The organism is Myxococcus sp. NMCA1 (assembly GCF_026810205.1).
GTDB lineage: Bacteria > Myxococcota > Myxococcia > Myxococcales > Myxococcaceae > Myxococcus > Myxococcus xanthus_A.
This window is the reverse complement of the sequence record NZ_CP113950.1, coordinates 352501-371229: the sequence shown is the minus strand read 5'-3', so window position 1 is coordinate 371229 and position 18729 is coordinate 352501. Positions and strand designations below refer to the sequence as shown.

Below are 18729 nucleotides of genomic sequence, written 5' to 3'. Positions count from 1 at the left end.
ACTCCCAGGCCAGGGATGTTCGACATTCGCGACGGCACGACCGCCCTGCCCGGAGGGACGCTCCTCGCCCCGTTACAGCCATGCTCCCATGCAACACGATGGGTGGGGGGGACTCGATGACGATGGTGGCGGCACTTGGTCAGGCAGAAGCCCGGCGGTCCGGAGCACACGGTCCAGCGATGCTGGAAGCCATCCTCCAGGTCTCCCCCCTGGCCATCCACCTGATGGACCTGGATGGCACGGTGCGGCTGTGGAACCCCGCCGCCGAGCGGCTCTTCGGCTGGAGCCGGGAGGACGTGCTTGACCACCGCGCCCCCTGGGCCACCGACGCCCGCTGGGAGAAGTTCCGCCGCCATCTGGAGCAGGCCACGCAGGGCATGGAGCCGCCCTGTCTGGAGCTGGAGCTCCACCGGCGCGATGGCACGCCCCTCCATGTGGAGCTGTGGACGGCGCCCATGCCACCGTCCACCACCGGTCCCGCCCAGTGCCTGGGCATGCTGGTGGACGTCACCGAGCGGCGCCGGGGCGAGGCTCACCGACGGCTCCTGTCAGAGGCCAGTGAAGTCCTCGGCTCCAGCCTGGAGCAGGACGCGACGCTGGAGCACCTGGTGCGGCTCGCCGTGCCTGGCTGCGCGGATTCCTGCCGCGTGTTCCTCGAGGATGCCCCGGGCGAGGTGCGCTGCGTGGTATCGGCGGGCCTGGACGCACGGGAGCCCCTTGATGCGGGTACGCCGCTCGTCCCGGACGAAGCGGCGGTGTCGCGAATCATCGCGTCCGGAGAGCCGGCGCTGCACGACGCGGAGCCGCCGTCCTGGCTGGGCGTGCCGCTGGCGTGGCCGGGGCGGAAGGGCGCCGCGCTTGTCTTCTCGCGCACCGGACGGACCTTCGACGCGCGGGACATGGCACTGGCGCGGGAGCTGGCGCGCCGGGCGTCACTCGCCCTGGACCACGCGCGCCAGTACCACGAGGCGCGCCAGGCCATCCGCCTGCGCGAGGAGTTCCTCGCCATCGCCAGCCATGAGCTGAAGTCCCCCATCAGCGCGCTCCAGCTCCAGGTGCAGAACCTGCGCACCGCGCTGGAGCGCACACCGGACACCGTTCCCCGGGAGCGGCTGCACCGTGGACTGGACCTGGTGGGCCGGCAGGCGAAGCGTCAGGCGAAGCTCATCGACGCGCTGCTGGACGTGTCGCGCATCCACGCCGGCCGGCTGGAGCTGAACCCGGAGCCGGTGGACCTGGGCGCCCTGGTCCGCGAAGTGGCGGAGCGCTTCGAGCCGGAGATGGCGGGCGCGGGCACGCACCTGACGTTGACGCTGCCGTTGGAGGCCCACGGCCACTGGGACCGGCTGCGACTGGACCAGGTGCTCACCAACCTGATGTCCAACGCGATGAAGTACGGGCGGGGCAACCCCGTCCAGGTGGCGCTGTCCAACACCGAGGCCCACGTGCGCCTGGACGTGCGCGACGCGGGCATCGGCATCGCGCCGGAGCACCTGCCCCGCCTCTTCCACCGCTTCGAGCGCGCCGTGTCCAGCCGGGACTACAGCGGCGTCGGCCTGGGGCTGTGGATTGTCCGCGAGGTGGTGGAGGCCATGGGCGGCCACGTCACCGTGAGCAGCGAGCTGGGCGTGGGCTCCACCTTCACCGTGGTGCTGCCGCGTGCGCACGGGTGAGGACGCCCGGGGCCCACCCCGCGCGGGCGCGCCCCTCACAGCGCGAGGAACAGGATGGCGGCCTTCTCCTCGGGGCTCGCCGCGAGGAACTCGTCCGGCAACCAGATTTCCGAGTCAGGCGTCATGGCCCGGTCGCAGCTGCGCCGGCCCGTGTAGAAGCGGTTCGTGTTCTCCGCCTTCAGCCGGTAGGTGCAGTCGCGGACGTAGATGGTGAGCTCGCTGGGGCTCAGCTTCAGGTTGACGGGGCGTCCGCCAAATCCGCCCTTGGCCACGATGGCGTCCCCCTCCTTCGTCACCGTCAGGTTCACCGGCGCGCCGCCGACGGCGCCCTCCACCGACCCGTCCTTCAGCGTCAGGGCGAAGTTGCCCTTCAGCCCGCGGCCCTTCAGCATCCCGGGCGAGCGAGCCACCTGGAAGTCCGCCCCCGTCACCGCCTCTGGCGTCATCTCCAGGTTGAACGACTGGAAGGCAATCTTCATGTTGATGGCGTCCTGCTTCCGTTCGGCCATCGCCACGCCCGCCCCCAGCACCACCCCCAACACCAGCACGCTCCGGCGGAGCGGCATCAGCATGCGCTTCATGTGGAGACCTCCTCGTACGGTTTCATCCCCGGCTGACTAACGACAGGGTGGACACCGGATACCGGCCCGTCATTCACCCTGGGGTAACCCCCGGGAATTGCTTCTGGCACGGTGGGCATCCCGTCAAGGTGGCCGGCGGGTGTCCACCGTCCACGCCGTGGGCGCGCGCCGTGAACGGCGTTGACACCCAGGCCCGCCCCGCGCACGCAACCCCGCGGAAACAGGCCCGTCCTCCGGTGGCAGGCCCCTTGCGATGGCGCCCTTCCAAAAGGAGCGGGCCATGGCGGAGACAGGAAGCGCTCGGTGGGGAACGGCGAGGCTGGACGGAGGCAAGGTGCTGCGCTGGAGCCTCCTGCACGCGGGAGCGCTGGTGGGGGGCACCTGTTTCTTCTCGTGGAGCGCGGCGGCGGTGTTCGCCGGGCTGACCGCGGTGACGATGTGCCTGGGCGTGTCGGTGGGCCTGCACCGGGGACTCATCCACCGGGCCTTTCGTGCCTCGGCGCCTGTGGAACGCGCGTTGGCGCTGCTCGGCACCCTGGCCGGCCTGGGCGGCCCCATCGCGATGAGCCGCATGCATGACCTGCGCGACTTCCACCAGAACCAGCCGGAAGCGGACTGTCCCCCCTACTTCGGCTACCGCGAGGGCTTCACGCGCGCCATGGCCTACGCCCTCTTCCACACCTGGCACCCGCGAAGCGGCGCCGCCGACGTGCCAGCGGCGCCCCATGTGACGCAGGACGTGTTCTTCCGCGGGCTGGAGCGCGCGGGCGTGTGGCTCCAGGTGCCGCTCGCCCTGGCCTTGTACGCGCTGGGCGGGGCGCCCTGGGTGGCCTGGGGCATCCTGGTGCGGCTGGCGCTCACCCAGGACGGCTTCTGGTGCGTCCATTACGTGAGCCACGTGGAGGGCGAGCAGCCCTACGAACTGCCGGGCTGCGCCGAACAGGGGCGCAACGCCGGCTGGCTGGCGCTGCTGAGCATGGGCGAGTCGTGGCACAACACCCACCACGTCTACCCGGCCTCGGCGCAGATGGGGCTCGGGTGGCGGCAGCCGGACCCGGGCTGGTGGGCCGTGCGCGGACTGGCCGCGCTGCGGCTGGTGCATGACGTGAAGTCGCTGGCCCACCTGCCGCCGCGCCCGGGCGCACGCCTGCGCCGCCCGGAGCCTCGTCGGACCCGGCGCCTCTGCGTGCTCGCCCTACGCCGGGCCTGACGCTCCGAGGTGGGAGTGCTTCACTCCTCGACGTTGCGCAGGAAGTCCGCCACGTGGGCGAAGCGCTCATCGAGGAAGCGGCGCAGGCCCCCGGTGATGCCCCGCGCGTCCATGGCCCGCTGCATGGAGCGAATCCACGCATCACGCATGGCGACGCCGACGGGCAGGTGGCCATGCCGCATGCGCAGTCGGGGGTGGCCATGACGCTCCGTGTAGTCCTGCGGCCCGCCCAGCCATCCCGCGAGGAACAAGCCGAACCGCTCGCGCGTGCCGCGGTTCACCCGGCCCTCGGCGTCCAGTTCGTGCAGGCGCGCCAACTCCGGTTCGTGGGCGTCCATGGCGTCGTAGAAAGCCTCGGCCAGGGCCATGGCCGCGTCGGTGCCGCCCAGCCGGTGGTACGGCAGGTCGTCCGGGCTCGGCACCCAGTCGTCTTCGGTGGGCATCTTCAGTTGTACGGACATGGTTTCTTTCTACCGCCGGAAGCGTCCGGGTTCATGGAGACTCGTCATTCCCCTCCAAACGCCCAGCTGACCTCCGGCGGACAGAGAGGCAAGCGGTCCTGGGTCTGCTCGCCCTGGAAGATTTGACCTGGGCAAGAGGCGGTTGCTAGAGCCCCGGCCACCCGTGCCCCTCTCCCCCCGCGCCGCACACTCCCCCCCTGTGGTCTGGGTGCTCGACGACAGTCCAATAGAGACCCAGGCCATCTGCCGCGCGCTGGAGCCCTGCTGCAAGGTCACCGGGTTCATGGACGGGGCCTCGCTGCTGGAGTGCCTGACGCAGGGGCCCGTGCCCGAGGTGCTCGTGCTGGACTGGCACCTGCCCGACATGTCGGGCCTGGAGGTCTGCCGTTTCGTCCGCGGTAATCCCGCCACCGAGCACGTCCCCGTCCTGCTGATCACCGGGAACACGCGCGCGGAGGACGTGGTGGAGGGCCTGGCCGCGGGGGCCAACGACTACGTCTTCAAGCCCTTCCGCCCGGTGGAGTTCGCCGCGCGCGTCCAGGCCCTGGCGCAGTGGGAGCGCAGCCGGCGCAAGACGCTGGAGGACGAACGGGCGCGACGCCGGCGGCTGGAAGGCACCCTGACGGAGGTCCAGGCCGCAGAGGAGCGCGCCTGGCGCAGCGAGCTGCGCTTCCGGCTGGCGGCGCGCGCCACGCGGGACGCGGTGTGGGAGTGGGACCCGCGCACGGGCCTCACGGACTGGACGAGCAGCCTGCATGAAGTCTTCGGCTACGCCCCCGGCACCATCCAGGACGAGCATCGCTGGTGGGAGGAACGGCTGCACCCGGACGACCGCGCGCGCGTCGTCGCCAGCCTCCAGGCCACCTTGGAAGGCCCCGAGCACGAGTGGCAGGACACCTACCGCTTCCAGCGCGGAGACGGCTCCTGGGCCTACGTGGCGGACCGCTGCCACATCATCCGGGACGCGCAGGACAAGGCCACGCAGGTGGTGGGCGCCATGCAGGATGTCACCGAGCGCCAGGAGGCCGAGGCCGCCCGGGCCCGGCTGCTGGAGCTGGAGCGCGGTGCCCGGGAGGAATCGGACCGGCAGCGCGCCATGCTGGCCACCCTCTTCGAACAGGTGCCCGCGCTGCTCGGCGTGCTGAGCGTGCCGGACCAGCGCTGCGTGGTGGCCAACGCGCGGCTGAGGCAGCGCTTCGGCCAGCGGCCGCTGGTGGGCCGCACGCTCCGCGAGGCCCTGCCGGAGCTGGGGGGACAGAACGTCCTCGAGTTGCTGGACACCGTCTTCGCCACCGGCGAGTCCTTCAGCGCGCGGGAGCTGCCCGTGCGCATCGCCCAGGTGCCCGGCGGCCCCCCGCCGGAGGGCTACTTCGACTTCATGTACCAGCCGATGCTGGATGCCAGCGGACGGCTGGCGGCCGTCATCCTGTTCGCGGTGGAAGTCACGGACTCCGTCCTGGCGCGGCGCAAGGAGTCGGAGCTGGCGCAGCAGATGAAGGCCCGCGCGGACTTCGAGCGGCAGCTCATCGGCATCGTCAGCCATGACCTGCGCAACCCGCTGGGGGCCATCACCCTGGCGGTGGCCATGATGCTCCAGCGCGGACCGCTGGATGAACGGCAGGAGCGTCAGGCCCAGCGAATCCGGAGCTCGGCCGACCGCGCGACGCGGATGATTCGCGACCTGCTCGACTTCACCCGCGCGCGCCAGGGCACGGGGCTTCCGGTGTACCCCCAGCCCATGGACCTGCATGAAGTCGTTCGCACGGTGCTGGACGAGGTGCACGCCGGTTGGCCCGACCGCCGGCTGGAGACGGAGTGCACCGGGAGCGGCGCGGGCACGTGGGACCCGGACCGGCTGGCGCAGCTCATTGGCAACCTGGTGGGCAATGCCTTGCAGTACAGCCCGCCCGGCACGCCCGTGCGAGTGGCGTCCCGGGGCGATGACGACGGCGTCGTGCTGGAGGTCCACAACCTGGGCCCGGCGATTCCCCTGGAGCGGCAGCCGCGCATCTTCGAGCCGCTGGAGCGCGCCACGGTGCGCCCGGAGGACCAGGGCCGGCGCAGCATCGGCCTGGGGCTCTACATCGTGCGCAGCATCGTCCTGGCCCACGGTGGCACGGTGGAGGCGCACTCCCAGGAGGAGACGGGCACCACCTTCACCGTGCGGCTGCCGCGTCATGCGCCCACGGCGCTGCCCGTGCGCCCGGACGGCAACGAGGCCGCGGGGTAGTCGCTCAGGGCGCCCAGCGCTTGGGACGGCGCCTGAGCGTCGTCAGGCCCAGCCGGTCACAGAACGCTTCGTACGCGGCGGCCGGCACGCCCTTCCACGCCAGGTCCTCCAGCGACGACGTACCCGGCAGCGGCGCGTCCGTCACCAGCGTGGCCAGCCGGCGGTAGAGCAGCGCGGCGTCGCGGTGCTCGCGCAGCGTCGCGGCCAACTTCTCCGCGCCCCGCGGACGCACCTTCCACTCGGACGCCTCCGCGGGGATGTCCTCCAGGTGGCCATGCGCGCTCAGCAGCGCCGACGCGCCCTTCTCCCCAAAGCCCGGCAGTCCGGGGATGCCATCCGCCGCGTCACCCATCAGCGCCAGCAGGTCCGGCACGCTCGCGGGCGGCACACCCAGCTTCGCGCGCACCGCGTCCTCGTCGAGCACCTTCTCCTGCCGCCGGTCCACCTGCACCACGCGGCTGCCACGCACGCACTGGCCCAAATCCTTGTCGGGCGTGAGCAGCCGCACCTGCTCCACCGCGTCCGCCCAGCGCGCCGCGGCGGTGGCCAACGCGTCATCCGCCTCCTGCTCCTTCATGGACCACGCGGTGACGCCCAGCGCGCGCACGGCATCCTCCGCCAGGTCGAACTGCGCGTGCAGCTCCGGGGGCACGCCCTCGTCGCTCTTGTAGCCGTCGAACAGCGCGTTGCGGAACGAGCGGATGGGGTTGTCGAACGCCACCGCCACGTGCGTCACCGCTTCGTCCGCGTCGTGCAGCAACGCGAGCAGCGAGGACAGCAGCCCCACCGTGGCCTTCACGTCCTGTCCATCCGGCGCGGCATGGCCCGGACGGGGCGAGAAGTGGGCGCGGTAGAGCTCGTAGGTGCCGTCGACCAGGTGCAGGCGCATGTCGCCCTCTCTACCCCCGGTGACGCACGCCGGCCAGTGCCCAGGTGCGCCCGTGAGGGGAAGCCCCCACTCTAGACGTAATGCGCTGGCAAGGCTGCCCGCCCGCTCTTCGGCCAACCCTGCCACGGTTGGATTGCCGGCCTGTCTCCGAGGGCCCACCTCTACGTCTGGGCGCGCCCTGACGCGTGTCCACGTCCTCGAGCGGCAGGAGGTGAAACCATGCGCCTGAAGCTGGCGGCGGTGCTGCTGGGTCTGACGATGGTGGGATGCGCCGGGCGGCGGGTGTTACCCGCGCCGAATGAGCACCGCGTGCAGGCGGAAGCCTCGCTGCGCGCGGCGGAAGGCGCTGGCGCCGCCCGAGTCCCCGAAGCGGCCCTGCACCTGGAGTTCGCCCGGCAGCAGATTGCCGACGCGGAGCGGCTGTGGGTGGAAGGCGAACAGGAAGCCGCGGAGCTGCGCTTCATGCAGGCCGAGGCGGACGCGGAGCTGGCGCAAGCGCTGGCCCGGGCCGTCCCGCTGGAGCGCGAGTCGCGACGCACGGCCGCCCAGGCGGAGTCCCTGCGCCGCGGCCAGCCGTGAGCAGACAACCTCGACAGGAGAGAGCGACATGCTGAAGCGTGGATGGAAGGCCCTCGCTGGCGTCACGGCGCTGGCCGCCGTGGGGTGTGCACACGCACCACCGCCACAGGAACTCCTCAACGCGCGCGCGGCGTACCAGGAGGCCTCCACCAGCCCCCAGGGCCGTGAGCGCCCTCGCGACGTCGCGGCGGCGCGGGATGCGCTGCTGGAAGCCGAGCGGGAGTACGACCGCAGCCAGGACTCTCCTCGCACCCGCTCGCTGTCCTACGTGGCGTTGCGCAAGTCAGAGACGGCGGGGACACGCGGCACCGCGGACCTGGCGGCGCGGCGTCAGGCCGAGGCCCAGGCCACGCTCCAGGAAGCCCAGGCGCGGCAATGGCAACGCTCCCAGGTGGAGCTGGGTGCGGCCCGGCAGCAGCTCGCCCAGGCCGAGCGTGAGCGGCTGCAGGCCCTCCAGCAACAGCAACAGGCCCGGCAGCACGCCGTGACGCAGCAGCAGGAAGCCGAGCGCATGCGGATGGATGCCCAGCGGCGCCAGCAAGAGGCGGAACAGCTGCGGCGGTTGGCCCAGCAGCAGGAGGCGGAGTCGCGGCGGCTGGCGGAGGAGACCACGCGGCTTCAGGAAGAAGAGCAGCGCCGGGTGCGGGCCGAGACTGAATCCCAGCGCCTGGCCCAGGAGAACCACGAACTGCTCCAGCGCTCGGCGGAGTTGGAAGCGGAGCAGGAGGCACGGCGCCAGGTGGAGCGGGAGTTGGAACGCGAGCGACAGGCGAGGCTCGACGCGGAACAGCGCGCCACGGAGGCCCTGACGCAGCTGGAGTCGACGGCGCGCGACGTGAAGGTCCGCGAGGAGGCGCGAGGCCTGGTGCTGACGATGTCAGGACAGGTGCTGTTCGCGTCGAACGCGGTGGACCTGCTCCCGGCTGCGCGTGAGCAGCTGACGGAGGTGGCCAACGCGCTCAAGGTGTCCGACAGTCCCATGGTCATCGAAGGCCACACGGACTCGATGGGCTCGGACGCGATGAACGAAGCCCTGTCCTACCGGCGGGCGGAGCACGTGCGGGAGTTCCTCATCAGCCAGGGCGTGAGTCGCGACCGCATCCAGGTGCGCGGCCTGGGCGAGTACCGGCCCGTCGCCAACAACTCCACCCCCGAGGGCCGGGCCAACAACCGGCGCGTGGAAATCATCCTCCCACGCGAAGGAGAGGAGGCCACCGGCGGCAGCGGCACGCAGTCCCCGACGACGCCCCGGCGCTGAAATCCAACGGACGCCGGGGTTGAATGCCCGCCATGGGCCCAGACGCAGTTTCCAGCCTGCTGAGCACCGAACGCCTGCATCTGGTGCAGCTCCCACCGGATGCGGCGTGGCGCGTGCTCGCGTACCACGAGGCGAACCGGGAGCACGTCTCCACCGTGTCGCCGGCACGGCCGGCCAACTTCTTCTCGGTGACGTACTGGCGCACGCGGCTGGCGCAGGACCGCGAGGACTTCCGGCTCGACCTGTCTCTGCGCGTGTTCCTGCTGCCGCGAAACCAGCCCGTCCAGTTGACGCCCATCATCGGCAACGTCTCACTCACGAACATCCGCCGCGGCCCGTTTCAGTCCGCGGACCTGGGCTACGGCCTGGACCACCACCATGAAGGCCTGGGCCTGATGACGGAGGCCCTGCGCGCAGTGTGTGACTACGCCTTCAACGTCATGGGCCTGCACCGCCTCCAGGCCAACCACCTGCCAGAGAACCTGCGTAGCGCCGCGGTGCTGAAGCGCCTGGGCTTCCAGGTAGAGGGCATCGCGCGGGAGCTCCTGCTCATCGACGGCCAGTGGCGCGACCACGTCCTCAACGCGCTGATTGCCCCTGGCCGGCGGAGATGACCCGGGGCTACTCGCCGCGCTTCGTCATGTCGAAGAGCGCCCGGGCCTGGGGGCCCAGGAAGCCGTCGAAGTCCGGCGTGCGCTGGGCAATCTCGAAGTAGGCGTAGGGCCACGAGCGTGAGCCACCGCCCTTGAGCAACACGGGCAGCGGCGCGGCCTGCGTGGCCGTCTGCCGCAGCGACGTCCCGGGCGCGCCCTCGATGTCGGCCTTCATCGGCACCCCGGCCTCACGCATGCGCTTCTGCCACGCCTCCACGTCGTCCACCGCGCCGGTGAAGTGGTTCACCTTGCGGCCGAAGGCGAGCAGCCAGGCGCCGTACTGGGACTCCTTCTCCAGCTCCAGCAGCGCGGCCTCGTCCGGCGGTGTCGGCGGGCCAAACCACGCGGCCAGTGCATCCACGTCCTCGGGAGGCGCGGGGTCCTCGGGCAGCCGGGCGAGCAGCTCGCGAGCGCGTGGGGACAGCTCCTCCTGCTTCAGCTCGGAGATGAAGATGCGGGGCAGCCCCGCCGGATGTGACAAATAGATGGCGGACAGGTGCGCATCCGGAAAGGTGTACGCACCCGCGGCCTTCCAGCCGAGCCGGATGAAGGGCTGCGAGAAGAGCGCGATGCCACCACCGGGCCGGGCCAGCGAGCGAAGCGCGACGTGGTCATTGCGGAAGCGGCCCCCGGAGAGCTGCACGAAGGTGCGCGCATAGGGCACCTCCGCAGCGTAGCGCTCCCACAGCAGGTCCAGGAGACGGTGGGCGGAGTCGGTGGTCATGGCGCGCGAATCTAACGCCACCACTCGCCGAGGGCCGCCGTGGCGGCCCGGGCCACCGTCCTGCGGAAAAAAGAGCGGCGGCGCGCGGCCCCGGGTCCTTGGAGGGGACTTCAGCCAGAGACGCGCGCCGCCGAGCAGCGAAGCTGCTGAAGACTCGCCTTGGAGTTTCGAGTCTTCACACCGAGGGTATGGTATGCATTGACTTCTTCCCCGCCACCCCACCCGCCACCCGGAAGCGAGCGCCGGAATAGGGTGTGGCGAAGGAAAAGGCCAGGACGCCGCAAGCCGCCTCACCAACACGGCGTTGAGCTAGCTTGAAGTCCTGCTAATCCAAACTTTGTAGCCGCAACATTCCGCCTGAGATGCGTGAAAGACGGCTCACATCATTTGAATGAGAGAAATTGAGAACTGAGAGTCAGTGCAGATGCTCGGGAAGCATGGGCAGTCCGTGGAAGAAGCGGCGCCCGCTCTCGAAGCGGCGGTGGAAGCAGAAGCGGTCATCCAGGTAGAGACGGGCCATCTCCTCCTCGCCATAGGCCGTGAAGAAGGTGGCGCGGGCCTCGTCGCAAGCGGCCTCATACGCCGCGCGCAGGGCCTCCCAGTCCTCGGGTGGAGTCTCCTCGCCGCTGAGCCAGACGCCCTGCTCCACGCCGTACTCACGCTCCATCAACTCCAGCTCCAGCGCCAGACGGCACACGCGGGGTTCGTCACCAATCGCCTCGTCCGCCATGGAGGTGAGGATGTGGGCCACCAGGAAGAAGCCCGCATCGGGAGGCACCACCCCTTCTTCACGCGCGGCGCGGAAGGCCACCAGCAGCTGCGCATCCATCGCGTCGTCCCCCAGCTCCAGCAACTGGGTGGCGAGGCCCCGCCACCGCGCCTCCATGTCCCCCGCTTCCTGGAGGTTCAGTGCCTCGTCTCGCGTCTTCTTCATCGTGTGGCTCCTTCGGGAACTGCTCCCGAAAATCTCATCCGGGTCTGACGTCCAACCACGATTGCCAGGACGTCCGGATTTACCGCTGCTTGCATCCGCCGTTGGGCGGATGACGGCGCACCGCGGTGGCCGTCCGCTGATGGACGTGTCGTCGCCCGTCGAGCCATGCTGCTCGCCACTGTGTCCATTGACCTGCGCGCCGCGACGGCCTCGGACGAACCCTTCCTCTTCGCGCTGTACGCCAGCACCCGGGAGTCCGAGCTCGCCGCATGGGGCTGGGCGCCCGCGCAGCGCGACGCATTCCTCCGCATGCAGTGGATGGCGCAGTCCCACGATTGGGCGGCCCGCCATCCTCGCGCCGACCACCAGGTGGTGTGTCTCCAAGGCCAACCCGTGGGGCGCCTGCTGGTCGCGAAAGACGCGGCGGCGTGGCGGGTGGTGGACATCGCCTTGTTGCCCGCGCACCAAGGCAGCGGCGTGGGGACCCGGCTGCTGACCCAGGTGCGGGACGAGGCCGGCAATGCAGGCGTCCCCCTCCGGCTGCGAGTGCTACGAACCAACCCCGCGCGCAGGCTGTACGAGCGCCTGGGCTTCGAGGTGGACGCCGAGCCTCCCGAGGAGGCCGCCGCCCCTTACGTCGCCATGACGTGGAACCCCGCGCCACGTCAGGACTGATGCACAGCGGAACCATGCTCCGGAAACACGAACGGCCCGCGAGCTGATTGCCCGCGAGCCGCCGCATCCCCCCAAACCGCCAGGACCTACAGGAACACGTTCTCCGGCGTGGGCGTGATGGTCCGGAGGTCATATCCGGCGGCCCCCGCCTCGGACGGCTGAGGCGCGACCAGCGTCCCGCCACCGCCCGAGCCACCATTTCCACCGCACGCGCCGCCCCCACCGCCCGCGGTGATGGCCTGGCTTGCGCCCGTGGGATTCGCGGTGGCGCCCGCGGCGCCCGCGGTCACGACGATGCCGCCTGTCACGCTGGGCGTCGTGGTGGAGAGGAGCTGGACGATGCCACCGCCGCCGCCGCCGCCACCGCCCTTGCCCGCGCCCCCCGCGTTGTTGCCAGCGCCACCATTGGCCCCCACCGCTCGAACGAATCCCCCCACGGTGATGGAGCCCTTGCCCACGAGGACGATGGCGCCCCCCGCGCCACCGCCCGAGCCGGGCAGGTTGGCGGCGGTCCCACCAGCCTCACCATTGGCATTGATGGCGCCCCCCGGGGGAATGCGGATCGCTCCCTGCGCGAGAATGACCAGGGAGCCGCCACCCCGGCCACCGGTCACCCCGGCCTGCTTGGCCCCCGCGCCGCCGCCCAGGCCGCCGGGTCGCAGGAGTTGCGCGGCCTGGAGCGGCAACAGCCCACGCCCTCCTTGGGGCTCGCCTGCGGCCGCACGCGCCACACCCGCCTCCGCGGGCCCGGTTCCGTTGTCCTCGGCACTGGGGTCCACGATGATCGTACCGTTGACGGTGACGTCACCAGTGGCCCGGATGACCGTTCCACTCGGGACAATCAACGTGCCGGAGATGGTGACGTTCGCGAACTGGAGGTGCTGCCGGCCGGCCAACGTATTGTAGCCAGCGGCCGTGGTCAGATCGACGGTGTTGCCGCTGGGGACGTTGTACGCTCCAGCCGACCCGTCACCGTAGGCGCCCAGCGAGCCCGTGGGCCCCTGCGGACCTTGAGGGCCCTGCGGACCAACCGGTCCCGAAGGGCCCTGGGCCCCGTCAGGACCCGTCGCGCCCGCAGGACCTTGCCCGCCCTGCGGTCCCGCCGGCCCGTTGCACACGAAGCGGGTGAGCGCGACATTCTCCTCGCCTGCATCCAGCGTCCCATTGCGGTTGGCGTCGACACCCATCTCCAGCCGCACGCCACCGGTGGCGCAATTGCCGGCCGCCGGCTCCACGGTGGTCCGCGTCACCGTGCCCAGACCGACATCACCCTGGGGACCCGTGGCACCCGCTGGGCCCACCGGGCCCTCAGGTCCTACGGAGCCCTGCGGTCCCGCCGGCCCAGCAGGTCCCACCGCGCCAGCGGGCCCCTCCGGTCCCCGGTCACCCTGCATGCCCGTCTCACCCTGAAGACCGGTTGGCCCCTGCACGCCCTGCTCACCACGGAGGCCCTGCGGGCCCATGGCGCCCTGCGGCCCCTCGGGCCCCGTGAGCCCCTGTGCCCCGTTGCACACGTAACGGGTCAGCGAGGCGTCGACCTCCTCATCCTCCAACTGACCGTTCCGGTTGAGGTCGATGCCCGTCTCCACCACCACACCCGCCTGGGCGCAGTTCTCACCGGAGGGTTCGGCGTCGGTCCGGACCAGCGCCGTCAGCCCCGGAGGTCCCTCCGGCCCGCCTGCCGGGCCCGGAGGACCTTGCGGCCCCTGTGGGCCCGTAGCACCAGGCGCACCTGGCTCGCCCTGAGGACCAACGGGCCCCTCGGCGCCCGGCGCTCCCGGAGGGCCTTCTGCGCCCGCGGGACCGGCAGGACCTTGCGGCCCCTGAGGTCCCGGCGTGCCTTCCTCACACGCCGACAGCACCAGCAGTGCCGTCAACGGAAGCGCCTGAAACCACTTCTGATACAGCGGGCGTCGCCAGTTCTCTTGCGTCATCTGCCGGCCTCCTCGTCGTGAAACGTCATGCCGCGGGCCTCTGAGCAAGCCGCACGCCACGCCAAGAAGACCGGGGCGGCCTCAGGAGGTTCGGCGGTAACCGGGCAGATTCTCTCGTGGGAGAGAACCCACGAGACATTGCCCCGGCGTCCGGGTCAGACGCACCCGCGTTTCATCGGCACGCGGATCCGCCGCGGCGTCTGGGCCGGACGCATGCGCGTCTGTACCGGACGCACGAGCGCGCGTGACACAGCGAGACATGGAGACACCGCGCCTCACGTTTCATTGCATGCCGCCGTCACACGCACATGAAACACGCGCGATTTCAGCGCTGGCCGGACCTTTGCTCAGGGAGGAAGCGCAGCAGGCGCAGTCAGGCAGTCCTCTCCTCGAAAGGTAGACGCACGTGTCAGAGCCCTTCATCGGTCAGGTCATGATGTTCGCAGGCAACTTCGCTCCGCGGGGCTGGGCATTCTGCCAGGGGCAGCTTCTCTCCATCGCCCAGAACACGGCGCTCTTCTCCATTCTTGGCACCACCTATGGAGGCAATGGGCAGACGACGTTCGCTCTGCCGGATTTGCGTGGCCGCTATCCCATGCAGCCGGGCCAGGGCCCCGGCCTGTCCCCCCGCACGCTGGGCGAACAGGGTGGAGCTGAAACCGTGACGCTGATTTCGACTCAGATGCCGGCGCACAATCACACCCTGAATGTGAGCAGCCAGCACGGCGATACGGAAACGCCCATTGGTACCGTGCTCGCGGCGGACTCCACGGCGACCGTGCTCAACTACCGGGCTGCCCCCATCGACGGGACCATGAACCCCGCGGCCATCGGCGTCGCGGGCGGAAGCCAGCCGCACAACAACATGTCGCCCTTCTTGTGCATCAACTTCATCATCGCGCTGGAAGGCATCTTCCCGTCGCGCAACTGACACACCGTGAGCCCCAAGGGCTCAGCGCCTCGCTCCATTCAGGTGTGCGAGGCGCAGCGGGGCCACGAGGACGGCCGCCGCGAATCCATCCCCACGAAACACCCGTCCAGGTCCGCACCGACCCTGAACGGCGGGGTGGGTAGCCCGTTCCTGGCAGGGTGGGCACGTCGGTGGCAGCGATACGGCACGGGAGCGTGGGCGGTGGTGGCGAAGCGAGACGGCGGGGGACAACGCTCGCAAGTCACACCGACGACGGTGTTCACCGTCTGCGCTTCCGTGCTCGCGGTGGTCGTGCTCGTCACCTTCATGGCGAAGACGCGGGTGGCACTGACACTGACGGGCATCGCCACCATCCTGGCGCTCGCGTTGGAACATGGCGTCGCGCGATTGGAGCGCGGCAGGCTGCCTCGGCTGGCCGCCATCGCCCTGGTGATGACGACATTGCTGGTCATCGTCGCCGCCCTCGCGCTGCTCGTGATTCCCGCCGCGGCGGACCAGTTGGACGCCCTGGTTCGCCAGTGGCCGCAGCTGATGGAGGAACTGCGGAGCTCTCGGCCCATCCAGGTGCTCAGCGACCGGCTGCAGGCGCTCGGCTGGGCGCGACGGTTGGAGGAAGCAACTCCCCGGCTCGCCACCGGCGCCCTGCCTACGCTGCTCATCCGAGCCATCGGAGGCGTGGTGGGGGTGGTCATCTCGGCCCTCACCGTCTTCTTCCTCGTCGTGTTCATGCTGACATTCGGAGGAGACCTGATTCGCAGGGGGCTGGCCCTGGTCGGCCCCGAGCACCGGATGCGATACGTCCGGGTCTTCCACAACGTCTACAGCGCCACGGGCGGCTACCTGTCCGGGCTGGCGCTCATCTGCACCATCAACGCCACCCTGACCACGGTGACGCTGGCGCTCCTGGGCTTGCCGTACTTCCTGCCCTTGGGTATCGCCAGTGGCTTCTCCAGCCTGGTTCCCTATGTGGGGCCGCTCATCGCTGGGGGCGTCATCACCTTGCTGACGTGGGCCACGCAGGGAATCTGGGCGGCGGCGGCCGCGCTCGCCTACTTCCTGTTGTACGGGCCCCTCGAGGGCAACGTGCTGGCCCCACTCGTCTTCCGACGTACGGTCCACGTCAATCCGCTGCTCGTCCTCCTGGCAGTCCTGTTCTGCGCGGAGCTGGCCGGCATCGTGGGCGCGGTGGTGGCGGTGCCCGTGGCCGCGACCCTTCAAATCATCTCCCGGGAGGTCCTCCTCTTCCGGCAGGAGCGCAGGGCGGCGCGCACAATCCCCCCCGCGGAACCTGAATGACGCCCTGAAAGGGGGACACGATGGCCGCAGGTCCACTCCCGTGGCTGCTGACCCATGGCACAGCGGCCCTGCTCTTCGCCGCCCTCGTCGCCGGAGGCTTGGGGGTGCCCATTCCAGAGGACCTGGTGCTGCTGTCGCTGGGCATCCTCGCGCACCGGGACGTCCTGCCCATCTCCCTGGCGGCCGCGGTCGCGGTGGCCGGAGTGCTCTGCGGAGACACGGCCCTCTTCCTCACCGCTCGAAGGTTGGGGCCCGCGCTGTACGAGCATCCACGGATGAAGAAGCTCCTGCCGCCTGAGCGCCGCGAGCGACTGGCCCAGCTCTACGCGCGCCACGGCGGGCGCTGCGTCTTCGTGGGGCGCTTTCTCTCGGTGCTGCGCGGAGCGGTGTTCATCATGGCCGCGGTGCAGGGCATGCGACTGCGCCACTTCCTGCTGTGGGACGGGTTGGCGCTATTCCTCAGCGCCCCGGTGGTGGTGGGGTTGGGCTACGCCTTCTCACACAGCGTGGACGCGGTGGCGAAAGGAGCCGCGCGGGCCGAGCACCTGTTGGTGCTGGCCACCACGGCGGCGCTGCTGGCGGTGGGGGGCGTGCGCCGGCTGCGCACGCGGCGCCTGGCCCAACGCTCGCGGTGAGGCGCGGAAAACCCAAGACGCCCAAAACAGAAAACCCCCGGTGTCCACGAGGGACACCGGGGGTTTCTCAAAAAGAATCCGGCAGCGACCTACTCTCCCGCGCGGTTTCCCGCGAAGTACCATCGGCTCTGGAGGGCTTAACTTCCGTGTTCGGGATGGGAACGGGTGGGACCCCTCCGACATAGCCACCGGAAAACAAGCGACAGTGCATACAAAGGGTAAGTTTCGAATTTCTACTAAGCGAAGTCTCGCTGTGCGTATTTCAGTCTTCCAGGCGAGTGCGTGAAGCACTCGAGCCTCGGCCTTGGCCCCGAGTCCCTTACTCCCCTTGAGGGGGCATGCAAGAGAATGGGGAAAGTAAGCCTCACGACCAATTAGTACCGGTTAGCTGAACGTGTTACCACGCTTACACACCCGGCCTATCAACGTCGTAGTCTTCGACGGGTCTTCAGGGGCTTGCGCCCGGGATACCTGGTCTTGAGGTCGGTTTCCCGCTTAGATGCTTTCAGCGGTTATCCAATCGGCACATGGCTACCCAGCGATGCCTCTGGCGAGACAACTGGTACACCAGCGGTGCCTCCAACCCGGTCCTCTCGTACTAAGGTCAGAGCCTCTCAAGTATCCTACGCCCACAGCAGATAGGGACCAAACTGTCTCACGACGTTTTGAACCCAGCTCGCGTACCGCTTTAATTGGCGAACAGCCAAACCCTTGGGACCTGCTCCAGCCCCAGGATGCGATGAGCCGACATCGAGGTGCCAAACCTCCCCGTCGATGTGAACTCTTGGGGGAGATAAGCCTGTTATCCCCGGAGTACCTTTTATCCGTTGAGCGATGGCCCTTCCATTCAGGACCACCGGATCACTATGACCTGCTTTCGCACCTGCTCGACGTGTCCGTCTCGCAGTCAAGCTCCCTTATGCCATTGCACTCGACGCCCGGTTTCCAATCGGGCTGAGGGAACCATCGCGCGCCTCCGTTACTTTTTGGGAGGCGACCGCCCCAGTCAAACTACCCACCAGACAGTGTCCCAATCCCGGCTGACGGGACATGGTTAGACACCAGAAATCAACAGGGTGGTATTTCACCGTTGCCTCCACCGAACCTAGCGGCCCGGCTTCAAAGGCTCCCACCTATCCTACACAGTCAATCCCTAGTGTCACTGTCAAGTTATAGTAAAGGTTCACGGGGTCTTTCCGTCTTGCTGCGGGTAAACTGCATCGGCACAGCTATTTCAATTTCGCTGAGTCCCTCTCCGAGACAGCGCGGAAGTCGTTACTCCATTCGTGCAGGTCGGAACTTACCCGACAAGGAATTTCGCTACCTTAGGACCGTTATAGTTACGGCCGCCGTTTACTGGGGCTTCGGATCATCGCTTCACCTTGCGGCTGACGAATCCCCTTAACCTTCCAGCACCGGGCAGGAGTCAGACCCTATACGTCGGCTTGTCGCCTTCGCAGAGTCCTGTGTTTTTGGTAAACAGTCGCTACCGCCATTTCTCTGCAACCTCTCTCAGCTCCGGCTGTACGCCTTCACCTACCAGAGGCCCACCTTCTTCCGAAGTTACGGTGGAAATTTGCCTAGTTCCTTGGAGGAGAGTTCTCTCAAGCGCCTTAGGATTTTCTCCTCGCCCACCTGTGTCGGTTTACGGTACGGACACCCTGCAAGCTCCCTACGGGACTTTTCTTGGAAGCAGAGCATCAGCGACTTACCCCTTACGGGGCGCCATGGAGTCTCGGGGATAACTGCCGCGCCTTTATTCGTACGCGACACCCCTACACCTTTAGACTGACACAACCACCGGTCAGCTCGCCTAGCTTTCTCCGTCCTCCCTTAGTTCAACGCTCACAAGATGGTGCAGGAATATTAACCCGCTTTCCATCACCTACGCCTTTCGGCCTCGGCTTAGGTTCCGACTAACCCTGGGAAGATTAACTTGACCCAGGAAACCTTGGGCTTACGGCGAGGGGGTTTCTCACCCCCTTTATCGCTACTCATTTCGGCATCAGCACTCCCAGTCGCTCCAGCCGCCTTTTCAGTCGACCTTCGCTGCAACTGGGACGCTC

16 protein-coding genes and 2 rRNA genes (1 of these 18 only partly in view) are annotated in these 18729 nt (G+C 69.1%); 10 read left to right on the top strand and 8 right to left on the bottom strand.

The features are described from left to right. Positions 1-179 precede the first annotated feature (179 nt). Positions 180-1673 carry a sensor histidine kinase gene (locus tag OZ403_RS01610; RefSeq protein WP_268783305.1) on the top strand — a complete coding sequence of 498 codons (1494 nt, stop codon included), beginning with the start codon at positions 180-182 and terminating at the stop codon, positions 1671-1673. Positions 1674-1708: 35 nt separating this feature from the next. Here the strand turns inward: OZ403_RS01610 and OZ403_RS01605 are convergent, their stop codons facing one another. Beyond that, positions 1709-2254: a hypothetical protein gene (locus tag OZ403_RS01605; RefSeq protein WP_140796999.1), complete on the bottom strand. Its 546-nt coding sequence runs from the start codon at positions 2252-2254 to the stop codon at positions 1709-1711. A gap of 280 nt (positions 2255-2534) precedes the next feature. On the opposite strand from OZ403_RS01605, the gene OZ403_RS01600 reads away from it, so the two are divergent. Beyond that, on the top strand, positions 2535-3464 hold the full coding sequence (locus OZ403_RS01600) for an acyl-CoA desaturase (RefSeq protein ID WP_268783304.1): 930 nt from the start codon (positions 2535-2537) through the stop codon (positions 3462-3464). Positions 3465-3484: 20 nt separating this feature from the next. Here OZ403_RS01600 and OZ403_RS01595 read toward each other — a convergent pair whose 3' ends face one another. Then, positions 3485-3925 (bottom strand): group II truncated hemoglobin, encoded by a 441-nt coding sequence (locus OZ403_RS01595; protein ID WP_140786778.1) that lies wholly within the window; start codon positions 3923-3925, stop codon positions 3485-3487. A gap of 163 nt (positions 3926-4088) precedes the next feature. Between OZ403_RS01595 and OZ403_RS01590 the strand changes: the two genes are divergently transcribed. After that, positions 4089-6155 (top strand): hybrid sensor histidine kinase/response regulator, encoded by a 2067-nt coding sequence (locus OZ403_RS01590; protein WP_268783303.1) that lies wholly within the window; start codon positions 4089-4091, stop codon positions 6153-6155. A 4-nt stretch (positions 6156-6159) separates the two neighbouring features. Here the strand turns inward: OZ403_RS01590 and OZ403_RS01585 are convergent, their stop codons facing one another. Next, complete coding sequence (locus OZ403_RS01585) at positions 6160-7044, bottom strand: 5'-3' exonuclease (RefSeq protein ID WP_268783302.1); 885 nt, start codon at positions 7042-7044, stop codon at positions 6160-6162. 219 nt (positions 7045-7263) lie between these two features. Here OZ403_RS01585 and OZ403_RS01580 point away from each other — a divergent pair, with 219 nt between their 5' ends. Genes OZ403_RS01580 through OZ403_RS01570 form a run of 3 tightly spaced genes read left to right on the top strand, consistent with a single transcriptional unit; the run spans position 7264 to position 9495 of the window. Further along, complete coding sequence (locus OZ403_RS01580) at positions 7264-7623, top strand: DUF4398 domain-containing protein (RefSeq protein ID WP_140786775.1); 360 nt, start codon at positions 7264-7266, stop codon at positions 7621-7623. Between the two features lie 28 nt (positions 7624-7651). Then, positions 7652-8881: an OmpA family protein gene (locus OZ403_RS01575; protein ID WP_268783301.1), complete on the top strand. Its 1230-nt coding sequence runs from the start codon at positions 7652-7654 to the stop codon at positions 8879-8881. Positions 8882-8904: 23 nt separating this feature from the next. Continuing rightward, the gene (locus tag OZ403_RS01570; RefSeq protein ID WP_140786773.1) at positions 8905-9495 is read left to right on the top strand and encodes a GNAT family N-acetyltransferase; all 591 of its coding nucleotides are present in this window, start codon (positions 8905-8907) and stop codon (positions 9493-9495) included. A 7-nt stretch (positions 9496-9502) separates the two neighbouring features. Here the strand turns inward: OZ403_RS01570 and OZ403_RS01565 are convergent, their stop codons facing one another. Both OZ403_RS01565 and OZ403_RS01560 read right to left on the bottom strand, forming a co-directional pair. After that, entirely contained in the window at positions 9503-10258 is a 756-nt protein-coding gene (locus tag OZ403_RS01565; RefSeq protein ID WP_140852866.1) for a DUF1338 domain-containing protein, read from the bottom strand. Positions 10259-10673: 415 nt separating this feature from the next. Beyond that, positions 10674-11192, bottom strand: a complete 519-nt coding sequence (locus tag OZ403_RS01560; RefSeq protein WP_174258602.1) for a hypothetical protein — start codon at positions 11190-11192, stop codon at positions 10674-10676. Between the two features lie 165 nt (positions 11193-11357). Here OZ403_RS01560 and OZ403_RS01555 point away from each other — a divergent pair, with 165 nt between their 5' ends. After that, the gene (locus OZ403_RS01555; protein WP_140873026.1) at positions 11358-11867 is read left to right on the top strand and encodes a GNAT family N-acetyltransferase; all 510 of its coding nucleotides are present in this window, start codon (positions 11358-11360) and stop codon (positions 11865-11867) included. A gap of 86 nt (positions 11868-11953) precedes the next feature. Here OZ403_RS01555 and OZ403_RS01550 read toward each other — a convergent pair whose 3' ends face one another. Then, entirely contained in the window at positions 11954-13801 is a 1848-nt protein-coding gene (locus OZ403_RS01550; RefSeq protein WP_261344755.1) for a collagen-like protein, read from the bottom strand. A 406-nt stretch (positions 13802-14207) separates the two neighbouring features. Between OZ403_RS01550 and OZ403_RS01545 the strand changes: the two genes are divergently transcribed. The 3 genes from OZ403_RS01545 to OZ403_RS01535 all read left to right on the top strand — a co-directional run bounded on the left by OZ403_RS01545 (position 14208) and on the right by OZ403_RS01535 (position 16663). Then, complete coding sequence (locus tag OZ403_RS01545; RefSeq protein WP_140786770.1) at positions 14208-14732, top strand: phage tail protein; 525 nt, start codon at positions 14208-14210, stop codon at positions 14730-14732. 135 nt (positions 14733-14867) lie between these two features. After that, positions 14868-16028 carry an AI-2E family transporter gene (locus tag OZ403_RS01540; RefSeq protein ID WP_140796991.1) on the top strand — a complete coding sequence of 387 codons (1161 nt, stop codon included), beginning with the start codon at positions 14868-14870 and terminating at the stop codon, positions 16026-16028. Between the two features lie 20 nt (positions 16029-16048). Continuing rightward, entirely contained in the window at positions 16049-16663 is a 615-nt protein-coding gene (locus OZ403_RS01535; RefSeq protein WP_268783300.1) for a DedA family protein, read from the top strand. Positions 16664-16739: 76 nt separating this feature from the next. Here the strand turns inward: OZ403_RS01535 and rrf are convergent. Both rrf and OZ403_RS01525 read right to left on the bottom strand, forming a co-directional pair. Beyond that, positions 16740-16856: ribosomal RNA gene (gene rrf / locus OZ403_RS01530) — 5S ribosomal RNA — on the bottom strand. Positions 16857-17016: 160 nt separating this feature from the next. Continuing rightward, positions 17017-18729, bottom strand: a 23S ribosomal RNA gene (locus OZ403_RS01525) (it continues 1250 nt past the right edge of the window).